General features: G+C 29.4%; 12 protein-coding genes. 11 read left to right on the top strand and 1 reads right to left on the bottom strand.

The annotated features are described in order from the left end of the window. Window positions 1-74 precede the first annotated feature (74 nt). The 8 genes from plsX to AAHM92_RS04310 all read left to right on the top strand — a co-directional run bounded on the left by plsX (window position 75) and on the right by AAHM92_RS04310 (window position 10,369). Window positions 75-1,079, top strand: coding sequence for a phosphate acyltransferase PlsX (plsX, locus tag AAHM92_RS04345; RefSeq protein ID WP_500222238.1), 1,005 nt, complete (start codon window positions 75-77; stop codon window positions 1,077-1,079). Then, window positions 1,076-1,768, top strand: a complete 693-nt coding sequence (gene rnc / locus AAHM92_RS04340; RefSeq protein ID WP_500223126.1) for a ribonuclease III — start codon at window positions 1,076-1,078, stop codon at window positions 1,766-1,768. Before plsX ends, rnc begins: the two co-directional genes overlap by 4 nt. A gap of 134 nt (window positions 1,769-1,902) precedes the next feature. Beyond that, window positions 1,903-4,854 carry an SMC hinge domain-related protein gene (locus AAHM92_RS04335; protein ID WP_500222237.1) on the top strand — a complete coding sequence of 984 codons (2,952 nt, stop codon included), beginning with the start codon at window positions 1,903-1,905 and terminating at the stop codon, window positions 4,852-4,854. A gap of 27 nt (window positions 4,855-4,881) precedes the next feature. After that, window positions 4,882-6,093, top strand: a complete 1,212-nt coding sequence (gene ptsS / locus AAHM92_RS04330; RefSeq protein ID WP_500222236.1) for a phosphate ABC transporter substrate-binding protein — start codon at window positions 4,882-4,884, stop codon at window positions 6,091-6,093. After that, window positions 6,086-8,221 (top strand): phosphate ABC transporter permease PstA, encoded by a 2,136-nt coding sequence (pstA, locus tag AAHM92_RS04325; RefSeq protein WP_023789973.1) that lies wholly within the window; start codon window positions 6,086-6,088, stop codon window positions 8,219-8,221. Before ptsS ends, pstA begins: the two co-directional genes overlap by 8 nt. 61 nt (window positions 8,222-8,282) lie before the next feature. After that, window positions 8,283-9,053 (top strand): phosphate ABC transporter ATP-binding protein PstB, encoded by a 771-nt coding sequence (pstB, locus tag AAHM92_RS04320; protein WP_500223124.1) that lies wholly within the window; start codon window positions 8,283-8,285, stop codon window positions 9,051-9,053. 12 nt (window positions 9,054-9,065) lie between these two features. Further along, window positions 9,066-9,752 (top strand): phosphate signaling complex protein PhoU, encoded by a 687-nt coding sequence (gene phoU / locus AAHM92_RS04315; protein ID WP_023789969.1) that lies wholly within the window; start codon window positions 9,066-9,068, stop codon window positions 9,750-9,752. Window positions 9,753-9,793: 41 nt separating this feature from the next. Beyond that, a complete protein-coding gene (locus AAHM92_RS04310; protein WP_500222234.1) occupies window positions 9,794-10,369 on the top strand; it encodes a hypothetical protein in 576 nt (191 codons plus the stop codon). Between the two features lie 110 nt (window positions 10,370-10,479). On the opposite strand, the gene AAHM92_RS04305 is transcribed toward AAHM92_RS04310, so the two are convergent. Then, entirely contained in the window at window positions 10,480-11,361 is an 882-nt protein-coding gene (locus AAHM92_RS04305; RefSeq protein ID WP_500222233.1) for a hypothetical protein, read from the bottom strand. Window positions 11,362-11,442: 81 nt separating this feature from the next. Between AAHM92_RS04305 and ftsY the strand changes: the two genes are divergently transcribed. The 3 genes from ftsY to AAHM92_RS04290 are packed head-to-tail and all read left to right on the top strand — an operon-like array spanning window position 11,443 to window position 13,518. After that, window positions 11,443-12,429, top strand: a complete 987-nt coding sequence (gene ftsY, locus AAHM92_RS04300; RefSeq protein WP_023789963.1) for a signal recognition particle-docking protein FtsY — start codon at window positions 11,443-11,445, stop codon at window positions 12,427-12,429. After that, a complete protein-coding gene (ylxM, locus tag AAHM92_RS04295; protein WP_041612620.1) occupies window positions 12,416-12,739 on the top strand; it encodes a YlxM family DNA-binding protein in 324 nt (107 codons plus the stop codon). The genes ftsY and ylxM overlap by 14 nt, the downstream gene beginning before the upstream one ends. Next, a complete protein-coding gene (locus AAHM92_RS04290) occupies window positions 12,739-13,518 on the top strand; it encodes a TIGR00282 family metallophosphoesterase (RefSeq protein WP_023789959.1) in 780 nt (259 codons plus the stop codon). Before ylxM ends, AAHM92_RS04290 begins: the two co-directional genes overlap by 1 nt. Window positions 13,519-13,697: the final 179 nt, after the last annotated feature.

Raw genomic sequence — 13,697 nt, 5'->3', positions numbered from 1 at the left:
TGATTTTTCTATAGTAAATCATAGCATAGAGTACTTTATTTGGTATATAATAGTTAATAGATTGGAGAAAGCTAATGGAATTTAAAACAATTGCATTCGATGTAATGGGTTCAGATAATGGTTTAATTCCAGCAGTTGATGCTGCTATTAAACTATTAGGTGAGCAAAAAGGGTTAAAAATAATTTTCGTTGGAGACGAAAAAGAGATTAAAAGTTGCCTACACAAGAAAAAGTATAACCACGACCAAGTTGAAATCTTTAACACTACTGAAGTAATCGATATGAAGGGTGATATAATGGACATTCGAAGAAAAAAAGACTCTTCAATGGTAAAAGCCCTAGAACTAGTTAGAGATAATAAGGCCGATGCTGTAACTACTGGTGGAGCAACAGCCCCCTTTATAGCTGGTTGTCATTTTATATTGGGTAAAATTAAAGGTATAGAAAGACCTGGTTTTATGCCCGTTATTCCTACCATCATCAAAGATAAAGTAACCTTATTAATTGATGTCGGTGCAAATTTAGAATGCGACCCAGAGGATATCGAGAAGTTCGCTATTATGGCAACTGCATATTCAAAGTCAGTAAGAGATGTCGATTCACCGAAGGTTGCATTATTAAATATCGGTGAAGAAGAATCAAAAGGCTTTGACATGCACAAAAAAGCTTATAAACTTTTAAAAGGAAATAAAGATTTAAACTTTATAGGAAATATTGAACCTAGGTATTTAACATCAGGTATCGCAGATATCATAGTTTCGGATGGATATTCTGGTAATGTTGCTCTTAAATCAATCGAAGGTATTGGTAAAATGTTGCTTACCGAAATCAAAAGTGCTATAACTAAAACACTTTGAAGAAAAATGGCAGCGTTAAGACTTAAAAAAGCGTTTAAGGAAGTATCTGTTAAGTTCGATTATAAAAATCACGCGGGAGCAATACTTTTGGGAGCTAAAAAAATTGCATTCAAATCTCATGGATCAAGTGATAAAAAATCTTTTTATGCTACATTAAGAATGACTTATGAAGCAATAGAAAACGATGTTTTAAATAAAATGACTAAAGCTTTAAAATTATAATTATGCAAAATTTCTTTAAGCAATTTAATATAACAATAAATAATAAAAGTTTTTATAACGAGGCACTAACTCATAACTCTTACTCAAATGAAAATAGACTTACAAAGAATTATCAACGTCTTGAATTCTTGGGGGATGCTATTTTACAAATGAATGTAAGTGAATACCTATTCAAAAAGTTTCCAAATTATAATGAGGGAATTTTAACCAAGTATCGTAGTTCTATGGTTAGAAGGGAAAGTTTGGCTCAAATTTCTAAAAACATTGGTCTAGGAAAGTTTATTAGGTTAGGTGTTGGAGAGTTGGAATCTAAGGGTTATGAGAAGGAGTCAATTTTATCTGATATTTATGAATCATTAACAGCAGCTATTTATTTAGATGGTGGTATTGTTGCCTTAAATAAGTGATTAGAGGCTACTATATTTAGTAAAGAAAATACTAAGGATTTTTTAGAGCATGTAACAGATTACAAATCTGAATTACAAGAAATCATTCAGCTTGAAATGAGAAGTCAATTATCTTATTCAACTGTAAAACAATCTAAGGTTGAAGAAAATAAAACTCTATTTATAGTGAAGGTCATGATTGATGGGATGATTTATGGAACCGGTGAAGGATTCAATAAAAAGCAAGCAGAGCAACAAGCGGCAAAATCAGCTTTATCAAAAATTAAAAAAAAAGCTAAATAGTAAATTATGTCCCTTATTTGGGACTTTTTTAGTGTGGAAAACTTTTAAAAAAGTTTTTGGTTTTAGTGAAAAGTCTATATAATAACAATTGTGTTATATAGGATGGCTATATACAAAAACAAGAGGTAAAATAAATGATATTTTTAAAACGAATTGAAGCGTTTGGTTTTAAGTCTTTTGCTGAACCAACCACTTTAAATTATGGTTATGCAATGACTGGAATTGTAGGACCAAATGGTTCAGGAAAATCAAATATTACAGATGCTATTATGTGAGCGCTTGGTGAACAATCTTCCAAATCATTAAGAGGTGACTCTATGGAAGATATCGTTTTCTCAGGAAGTTCTGAACACAAAGCTTTAAATATGGCCGAAGTAACCCTTGTTTTTGATAACAGCACTAGAGCGTTTAGCTCATTGGAATATAATGAAGTATCCATAACAAGAAAATATTTTAAATTAAATAAAGAGTCTGAATACTATATAAATGGAACAAGAGTTAGACTTAAAGATATTCAAGACGTTGCTCTTGAAACTGGCTTAACAAAATCTAGTTTAGCGATCATATCACAAGGTTCAATATCTTCTTTTGTTGAGTCAAGCCCAGAACAAAGAAGAAGATTATTTGATGAAGCTGCTGGTGTTGCTAGGTACAAAAAGAGAAAAGAAGAAGCCCTAAGAAAGTTAATAAGATCTCAAGAAAACTTAGACAGATTAAACGATATCATAAACGAAATTGAAAGAAAATTACCAAGCCTAAAAAAACAGTCTTCAAAAGCGTTAGAGTATCAAAAAAAATGAGAAGAACTTAAAAATATAGAAGTGTCTATTCTTGTTAAAGACATCCAGTTGTACAAAAAAAGAATATTAGAGATCGACGAAGAAAAAATAAATCTTAAGTCAAAAATTTCTTCACTAGACAAAAACATTGTAATCAAAGCAGAAGAGTTTAACAATTTAAACAAAAAAAGTTTTATGAATGAAAAAGAACTAGCTTCCTTGAATAAAGAATTTACTGAAATTGTTGACAATATTGGAAAATTAAAAGTGTCTAAAATCAATTTAGAATCAAAAAAATCTAAGCTTGATATTGATGAAAAAGAATTTAGAATTAGTGAATTGAAAAACAAATCTAAAGAATATGAAGTAAAACTAAACTCTGAAGAACAAAAGTTAGCAAGGTTATTGAATGAAAAACAAGATAAGAAAAAACTTGTTGACTCTTTAAGTAAAGAAAGATTTGATTTTAATAATAAACTTGAGTTATTGAGAAAAGAAATAACTAAAATTGAAATATTATTAGAGAATATCAATAATAAAAAGAATTCACTTGAAGGTTATTTTGAAGGAGTTAAAAATGTTTTAGAGAATAAAAAAACTTTAAACGGAATAATAGGAACAGTTCAGGAAATCATAAGTATTGACCAAGAACATGAGTTAGCTATAAGTAGTATATTGCAGAACTCAGTTCAAAATATTGTTGCAACCACAGCAAACGATGTAAAACAAGCTATAAATTTTTTAAAATCAAATAAGGCGGGGTATGCAACATTTTTACCACTTGATACGCTAAAACCAAACTTAATATCTGGTGAAAAAAAATTCGCGATTCAAAACGCAATCGGGTTTTTGGGATTCGCAAATGAACTTATAAAAACAAACAAAAAATATCAAGTAGTTCTAGATTATTTAGTTGGTTCATTTATAGTAGTGGATAATTATGATAATGCTGTTGAATTAGCTAAGTTGATAAATTACAAATTCAACATTGTAACATTAGATGGAGAGAGAATATTACCACACGGTGCTATTGTTGGTGGAAGTAGAAAAATTAAAAGCACTTTAACTTTCGACGCATCTAAATTAACAGAATTAGAAAAGCGCAAACTTAGTCTTGATCATGAAGAGAGTTCGATCGTCAAAAAAATTGCATTAATAAATGAAAAAATAGAGTTACTAAGAGAAGAGTTAACAGAAACACAAAGTTCCATAGGTGCAGCGAAAAAAGCATTGGAACATTATGAAAAAGAAATTTCTGATGTTAAGGAAGAATATCGAATCCTAACTGGAAAAGAATTAAATAGTAACGTTGATTTAGTTCAATCAATTGATGAACAAATTATAGAAGTGGTAGAAAAGATTTCGCAGCTAGAATCAAAAAAAGAAGAAATAAATCAAAAAATTAATGTTATTCGCTCAGTTAAGGATAAATCTGTTGAAAAACAAAACGATTTAAATTTAACTATTGATGAAGATCGCAAAATGTTGCAAAGGTTGAAAGATAATTACTCTAGCTTATCTACCGACAGATTGCTTCTATTTGAAAAACAATCTAATCTTACAGAAAGATTAGGACAAAACTATAATTTAACTTTTGAATCTGCGATAGAACTTGAAAAAGTTGCTATACTAGATGAAGATGAAACTAGAAAGAAAATAAATCTTTTAAAAAGTGAAATAAAATCCCTGGGAAATATCAATGTTGACGCAATTCAAGAATATGAAGAAGAGAACAAAAGGTATCAAAATTATGTTGAGCAAACTAATGATGTTCAAGAATCGATCGGAAGTTTAAAAACCGCTATCAACGATATGGACATTCAAATGACAACACAATTCAAAACCATAATTAAACAAGTTAATGATGCGTTACCAAAAACATTTGCGACTTTATTTGGTGGGGGTACAGCATCTATTGTATACACAACCCCAAATGATATTTTGAATTCAGGTATTGATATCAAAATATCTCCACCTGGTAAAAAAATAAGTAACTTAAACTTATTATCTGGCGGAGAGAAATCAATGGTGGCTTTGTCTGTACTATTCTCTATCCTTAAAGTCAAACCTATTCCATTGGTTATATTGGATGAGGTCGAGGCTCCTTTGGACATAGCAAATGTTGAACGCTTCGCAAAGTACATTAAAACTTTTACAGAAAATACACAGTTTATGATTGTAACTCATAGAATTGGAACTATGGAAAATTGTGATATATTATTTGGAGCAACAATGCAAAAAAAGGGTATTACAAAGCTTGTTCAAATTAAATTACTAGAAGCAAGAAAATTGAGTAATTCAAATTAATTTATTTTGAATTAATAAGGAGAAGAAATGAATAAAAAAATTAGCATTTCACTAATAATTATAGCTATAGCAATGTTATTGCTTTGAGTATGAACTTTATTTATAAAAAACTCTTCCATTATAATTGGGGGAAGTACGAGTGTGAACCCGTTTATGCAGGAGTTAACTAAAAATTATTATGAGCATAAAGGAAGTAAAACAGACTTCGTTTATAACTCAACAGGTAGTCAAGCTGGTGTTAGTGGGGTAGAAAAAAATATGTACACCGCAGGATTTATTTCTAAGGAAGTAAAAGAAGAAACATTAAGTGAAAATAACAGTTTTTCTAAAAAGATTGATAATAAAGATATCAAAAACGAAGAAGGTTTAAAGGATACTTTGAAAGTGGAGAATGTTGCTGGTGATTTAGAAAATAACTCATTTGCTTCATTGGAGTTTGCACTCGACGCCATTGCAATAATTTATAATGCTCCTGAATGGTACAGAACTTTTGAATTTAAGTCTAATGTAGGGGATAAAAAAATAACACTTGAAACACTTATGAATTTTAATTTAAAAAAAGATGATAATAATATTTTGAAACAGATATATTTAGGTAAACTAACTTGATTAGATCTTGCTAAGCATTTGCTAAAAGAGAAAGGCTATAATATTAGCCTTCCGAATTTTGAAGACCAAAAAATCAACACAATAACTAGAGAAAGTGGTTCAGGAACACGAAGTGCATTTACAGATTTAACAGGAATAAAGTCTTCTGATATGAAATCTTCTGAAGTTAATTCTAATGGAAGCATGTTTAGGAATATAAGGGATAACATCGGTATTGGATATGTTTCTTACGCATTTGTATCATCTGTTTATGAAGAAGTTGATGGTTCTGGTAAAGTGTCTAAAAATAATGTAAGAATTGCAGGCATCGGTGGTAAAAAATTAGGCAATAAAGCGGATTCAGGAAGCGAACCAGAAAATTGGTATGGTTTAAAACAAAAAAATGATGGCAGCTGAGAACCAACTAAAGAAAAAAACGAAGAATTTATAAGATGATGCTATGAATTTAAAAGACCTTTCGTGTCTATTTTTAATCTGAAAAATAAAAACTTTAAATACTTATTAGAGTTATTTGTTTATATGATTTCTGATGAATCAAATGAAAGTTTTGAAAAAGAAGGACTTGTGAAAAATTTTGTAATTAATCCACAAGCAAATAATAAAGTTAAAAGAGGTTTTGAAAATGGTTAACCAAAAGAAACTAATGGGTAGTACAAAGTTTAAAAAAAGAAAAGCAGATATCACAAATAAATGAACTGTTATTGCATTTACAACATTTGTAGTGTTTATCCTTGCTGTATTAGTTGGTTTTATTATTTATAAATCTATTCCTGCATTACAAGGAAACGACTTTTTAAATTTTATATTCTCAACTATTTGAAATCCTGGTAAAAATAACGATCATGATGCTAAATACGGTATTCTATCTATAATTGGTTCGACTATGATGATGCTTTTAATTTCTCTGATGTTTGCAATTCCTTTAACTATATTTAGTGCTCTATTCATCACAGAATATCTTAATAAAAAACTTAAAAATTTTGTAATAACAATCATTCAGTTACTTGCAGGTATTCCTTCAGTTGTGTTTGGTCTGTTTGCTTTAGATCAAATAGGGCCTTTAACAACAATGATGGGTGCGAAAAATGGTTCGAATATGATGACTGCAAGTATCACTTTGGCATTTATGGCACTACCCACAATGATTACATTATCTATTAATGCTATTGAAAGTGTCCCTGATAGTCATAGATTTGCATCGTTAGGGCTTGGCCTAACGAAAGAAAAAACAACTTTTGGTGTAGTTTTAACAAGTGCAATGCCTAAAATTATTACAGCTATTATTACTGGTGTTGCAAGAATAATCGGAGAAACTATGGCAGTCATATTAATAGCAGGTAATTCCACGCAAGGATTGAATACTTCTGGTGGGTTTCTAGATTTCATATTTTCTTCAATTAGGACTTTAGCTGGAACGATAGGTCTAGAAATGTTAGAAAATAACGGATCACATCATGAGGCGGCATTGTATGCAATCGGATTAGTTTTATTCTTTTTAGTAATAATAATCAATCTTTTGATATTAGCAATAGGGAATTTTAATAAAAGAAAAAGAAAAAGTATTAGAGAAATTAAGCGCAAAAATAAAATGCGTACAAAAAATACGCAAACTTCAAATTTATATGATTCTTACAAATTAACTTTACTTGTTAAAAGTTGCACTGATAAGAGAATTAAAAAAAAGGTATATAGTTCAACTATGAAGTTCTTTATGATAACTTCGACCGCGATAATTGTAGGATTCACTTCTTGAGTAATTCTTACGGTGCTATTTGATGGTCTTAGACATTTTGACGCTAGTGCATTTATTCAAATAAAAGGTCAAAGATCTGGTATATTTGCTACCATTTTCACTACAATTCTCTTAGTGATTGGTTCCATATTATTTGCAATACCTTTGGCTTTATTTGCTGCAATTTATCTTGCTGAATATGCAAGAAAAGAAAGTAAGTTTGCAAAAACAATTAGATTTTCAATCAGTGTATTGTCTTCAACTCCAAGTATTGTTTTTGGTGTATTCGGTTTAAGTTTATTTGTAATTGCTTTTAAAATTCCAATGTCTATTTTTGCTTCAAGTTTAACAATGACAATAGTTATATTACCTTCATTGATTTCAGTTTTTGAAGACGCGATGACGAGTGTTCCTGAAATGTATAAAGAAGCAGCATATGGTTTAGGGATGACAAAAACGGGTGTCATTTGAAAAGTGGTTTTACCAAACTCTATGCAAGGGATAGTTACAGGGACTATTTTAGCAATTGCAAGAATCATAGGAGAATCAGCACCAGTTTATCTGACATTAGGAACAGCTGTTAGAATGCCAAGTGAAGGATTTTTATCATCAGGTGCAACTCTAACAACGCAGATTTATATGATGGCTTCAGAAGGAAGTAGTCCAGACACTTTAAATGTTGCTTATCAATTAGCATTGGTTACGGTACTAATGGTACTATGCTTAAATTGATTTAGTAAGTACATTGCTAAAAAATTAGAACCTACATACAAGAAAGTGAAGTTTAAAAATAAATTAATCAACTACTTTAATAAATTGAGAACCTTTAACTACATGAAGGTATTTCAAACAATTCGCTCTTGAACGTTAAATATAGGAAGTAACATTAAAAATATATTCAGTTTCAAAAAGACTAAGGCAAGCATAAATGTATCACGGTCACGTAATAAGTTAATCAAAAACATAATTAAGGAGGCAAGGGAAAATGACAGAAAATCAGAACTTAGAGAAAAAAACAATAGTTAAAGATGATACACAAGAGTTGAGTTTCGATAAAAAAGCTCTAAGTAAACCTAAAAAAGTGCCAATGAAAAATAGAGAAAATGTTATAGAAATAAATAATTTGGATTTCTTTTACAATGGAGGAACCAAACAAGCATTGTATAATATTAATATGAGTATTAAAGAAAAAACAGTAACAGCCCTTATTGGTCCTTCTGGTTGTGGAAAATCAACTTTACTCAGATCAATAAATAGAATGAATGACTTGGTCGATAATACTTCGATAAAGGGCGAAATTGTTGTTAATGGTGACAATATTTATAAATATGGAACAGATGTGGTTAAATTAAGAACCGAGGTAGGTATGGTTTTTCAAAAAGCTAATCCTTTTCCAATGTCTATTTATGATAATGTTGCTTTTGGTCCGAGAAACCAAGGTGTTAATGATAAAAAGGCATTAAATCAATTAGTTGAAGATTCTTTAAAAAAAGCTGCACTGTGAGAAGATGTTAAAGATTATCTAAAGGACTCAGCACTTGGATTAAGTGGTGGACAACAACAAAGGTTATGCATTGCTAGAGCAATAGCAATGAGGCCAAAAATACTCTTAATGGATGAACCTACAAGTGCTCTTGATCCAATAGCTACTTTAAAGGTTGAAGAGTTAATATTAAAATTAAAAAATGAGTATACAATAGTAATAGTAACCCACTCAATGGCGCAAGCAACTAGAGTAAGTGATTTCACTGCTTTCTTCTTGCAAGGTGAGTTAGTGGAACACGATAGAACTAAAAAAATATTTACCAATCCCAAAAATAAAAAAACAGAAGATTATATCTCTGGAAGATTTGGTTAGGAGGAAGAAAGGATGTCTTATAATAAAATATTAGACAATGATATCAATACAATTAAAAAAGACTTAATCAACCTCGTTGAGGAAACAAAGTCTCAATACGCAAAGACATTTGAAGCCTTGAAACATCAGAATATGGAGTTTGCTGAAGAAGTCATTGTAAGAGATCTTAAAATAAATGATTTACAAAATAACTTCACAAAAATGGCACTTTGGAAAATAGCAAAACAACAAATGGTAGCTGGTGACTTGAGACTAGCTGTGGGTGGGGTTTTAATCAGTAGAGAAATAGAGAGAATTGCAGATGTCGCTAAACACATCTGTAAATTCACTATTAAATATAAACCTGAACCAATTGAAATAAACTATATCTCTAAAATGTTTGATTTAGTAAATGTGATGCTAAATATCATATCTACACTTATAGATAATTATGATAGTGACCAACATCAAAAAGTTATTAAGATAGAGCATGATTTAACAAACGAGTTCTCAAATTTAAGTAATATATTAGCAGAAAAATTAATAGATGCCAAAGACAAAAGTCAAGCACGAAAAATTATAACAATCGTGAGACAATTAAAAAATTTAGAACGAGCTGGTGAACATCTTATTAATACAGAGGAAACACTTCAGTTTATTAGAACTGGTAAATTTGAAGAAATTCCCACAAGTGTCGAGAATAATCTTGATATAAAATAAGTGGAAATTATATTGTATAATAACCCCAAGGAGTGAGTGAAATGAAAAATAAAAAGAAACCAGTAATCGCTAGTTTAGATGGACTATGCAAAGCTGGAGCAATACTAGGTCTTGTTTTTGCAGGAATTGCAATCGGTTCATCAATTTTATCATTGTTGATTTTATCAATCAATAGTAATATTTACTTTAAGTTTAATATTAAACCCTTTATGGTTGCAATCTATTTATTTCTGATAATAATTATTGGTTTACAAATTGGAACCATATTTATGTGTTTATCTATAAAAAACGGAACAGCAAAATCAAATATTGCGGGAGGTATTTATTGTTTAGTTCTTACTTCGCTTATAGCCGGAATATTTATATTAGTAGGAAAGTATGTTTTGAAAAACAATGATAATTTGGAACCAGCCGCTAAGGATATGCCAATCAATACAGACCCTGGAAAAAATAATAGCTCTGAATGAACTAGAAATCAACAATTCGGTAACGGGACACAATGAAACAATCCACAATGAAATAATCCACAATGAAACAATCCACAACCTACCAATATGGAGCAAGATCCAATTGAAAGTAAAAAAGAAGACCCAACATCCGATAAAAAAAGTGATTAATAAAATTGAAAAAACTATCTGAGATACTTTGTAAACGAATATATCTGAGATAGTTTTTTTTATTTATTAAACAAAGAATATAATTAATGTTTTAGCAAGTAACAAACAATTTAACATTTTAGTAATTTTATTACTAAAATTTGTCCTGTAAAAAAGTTTTCATTAAGTTTTATTTCTATGTGTGTAGTTGTATTTCCAATTATTTCGAAATACTTTTCATAATGTTTTTCATTTAAATCTAAACCTGTGTACTTAGATAAAATTTTTCCAAAAGCTTTTGAAGGATCCTCCTCTTTAAAAATTTTTTCACTTTTGAAGGTGTTATCATTTAAAAAATCAGTGTTTAATTTGTAATTAAATTTAACTATTGAAGAGTTTAAAAAATCCGCTTTCAAGAAACTTCCATTGTTTGTTATACAGATACTATGGTCAAAAACTAAATAGTCAAAAAAGTTTTTCTCATCATTTAGAAAAATTTGTTTATTAGCTAACTTATTAAACTTTTCTTTGACATCTTTACTTATTAAATTGTTGAAATCTTGTTCATTCTTTTTAAGAGCAGGTAAAATTAACTCCATTTTAGTTTTTTCTATTAATTTTATAAAATTATTTATTCGATCATAATTATATAAAAAAACATCAAACTTAATAGTTACAGGATGTCCTAAGCAATAGTAACCATCTTTGTCTCTGAAAGTTAAAGTTACACTATAATCTGAACAATTTTCTACTATAAATTCTGTAGAGTTTAATATTTTCTTTCCTATTGTATAATCTTGAAAATTATCTTCTACGATCTCTTTAATATTTTCTTCAATGTAGACATTAGGGTTTTTGTTTTTTATAAAATCATAATGACTATATAAATCAATGTCCCCATTTTTTAAAAACTCTTGAGCTTCGTTGTCAACTACTTTTGTTGATGCGCTAATAAGTCCTGATAAACTTACGCTAAAATTCATTGCAAACATAATTTTTAATCATTTCTTCATTACCACACCACCATATTTTTTAATTGTTCTAGAAATATTAAAATTATTATACAATTATATTGCAAGAATAGGAGAAAAAAAATGGGTTTTTGAAAGAAAATTAAAGAAAAAAAAGCCTTAAAAAAGCAAATAAAGCAACATCAAAAAGAGCATAAAAATACATTAACCTTTTCGAAAGATATTAAAAATTTAAGTAAAAAATACAAGGAAGCAGATAATGAGTTTTTTGAGGAGCTTGAAAATGTTCTGATAAAAACCGACATGGGTATGAAAATGGTTTTAGAAATATCAAATAAAGTAAGAAAACGCGCAAAGGCTAAAGACGGTTTCTCAAAAATAAAGCAATATCTTGTTGATGCACTATATTCTTCATATAGTGAGTCAAGTAAAACTAATAATAGTTTAAATTATAAAGATGGTCGCCTTAATATTTATTTGATTGTGGGTGTTAATGGTGTTGGTAAAACAACAAGTATAGCCAAAATTGCAAACTTTTACTCCAATGAAGGTAAAAAAGTGTTGATTGCTGCGGGTGATACATTTAGGGCTGGTGCCGTGGAGCAGTTAGAAGAATGATGTCAAAAACGTTTAAAAGGTGTTGACTTAATCAAATCAAACTCTTCTGACCCAGCAAGTGTTGTATTTGACGGTGTTAAAAAAGGTATTAAAGATAACTATGATATATTACTAGTTGATACAGCGGGTAGATTGCAAAATAAAGATAATCTTATGAGAGAACTTGAAAAAATAACAAAAATCATAAAAAAAACAGTAAGTGATGGTCCTCATGAAAGGTTATTAGTGATAGATGCCCAGACAGGACAAAATGGTATAAACCAAGCGAAGGCTTTCTCAGAGGTTACTCAAGTTACAGGTATAATATTAACTAAGATGGATGGTACAAGTAAAGGTGGGATTGCTTTAGCAATCAAAGATATACTAAATATTCCTGTTAAATTAGTTGGTTTTGGTGAAAAGCCAGAAGATCTTAAGCCTTTTGTTGTTGATGAATATATAAGTGAGCTAACTAGCGATTTTATGGAAGATGATGATAATGAAGGAGAATAATATCAACAAAACTATTGAGCTAACAAGTCTTTATGATTATTATAAAAAACTTCTTACAGATAAGCAGAAAAAGTATTTTGAGTTATATTTTTTTGAAGATTTAACACTACATGAAATAAGCCTAGACATGAGTGTTTCAAGAAACGCAGTTTACGATAGCATATCAAAGACAATAGCAACACTAAATGATTTAGAAAAAAACTTAAAACTTTACAAAAAATCTAATATCATTAAGGAAAAAATTGAAGAATATCAGAAAAATAAAATTTCAAAAGAAGATTTTATTTCATTTATTGAAGGAGTAGTTTAATGAATATACTATTGGTTGGTGATGTATACTCTAAAAGTGGTAGAGATGCCATTTCTAAGTATCTTAAAGATATTATAATAAAAGAAAAAATAGATTTTACTATTGTTAATGGAGAAAATATTTCTCACGGTAAAGGAATTAACAAAAATCATTACACTTTTTTAAAAAAAATGGGAGTCGATGTTATAACTAGTGGTAATCACATATTTAAAAGCTCAGATACAGTGGATTTTATTGATAATGTTGATGACCTACTAAGACCAGCAAATATGAATTCATATTTGCCGGGTAAAGGTTCAAATGTTTATAAAGCAAAGGGAAAAAAAATTAGAGTAACAAATTTGATGGGTAAAACTTATATGGAACATGTAAATAATCCTTATGAGTCAATGGACAAAATACTTTCAGAGGATAATAGTGACATTCATATTGTAGATTTCCACGGTGAGGCGAGCGCTGAAAAAATTGCATTTGCATGAAATTATGATGGGAAAATAGATGTTTTAGTTGGAACACATACCCACGTTCAGACTGCTGATGAAAGAATTTTAAATAAAGGCACAGCCTTTATTACTGATATGGGTATGACAGGAGCGTATGACTCGATCATTGGTGCTAACCCAGAAGAAGTGATAAAAAAAGAAAAACTTGGTATTCCTACTAAGTTTGTACCAAGCACAAACGAAGGAATGTTAAACGGGGTTATAGTCTATTTCAACGAGAATAACCAGCCAACCTCAATTAAAAGAGTTTTTAAGTATAACGAGCATAAAAAATAAATATATTAATCGATTATTAAATATATTTTGCGAGTGTAGAAATATTCTTATAAGAGTGCTTTTATTAAGTTGGAAGCATTTTTTTTTTTTTTTTTGAGAAAACAAAAGTAAGGTTTTCCTTAATATCAATAGCTTTCTTAGATATTTTTAAACATTAATCCAATCATCATTGATGATAT

The sequence above is a fragment of the Spiroplasma endosymbiont of Melanargia galathea genome (assembly GCF_964031075.1).
In the GTDB taxonomy this organism is placed as follows: domain Bacteria; phylum Bacillota_I; class Bacilli_A; order Mycoplasmatales; family Mycoplasmataceae; genus Spiroplasma_A; species Spiroplasma_A apis.
The sequence above is the reverse complement of the archived record's forward strand: the minus strand, read 5'-3'. Positions and strand labels throughout refer to the sequence as shown.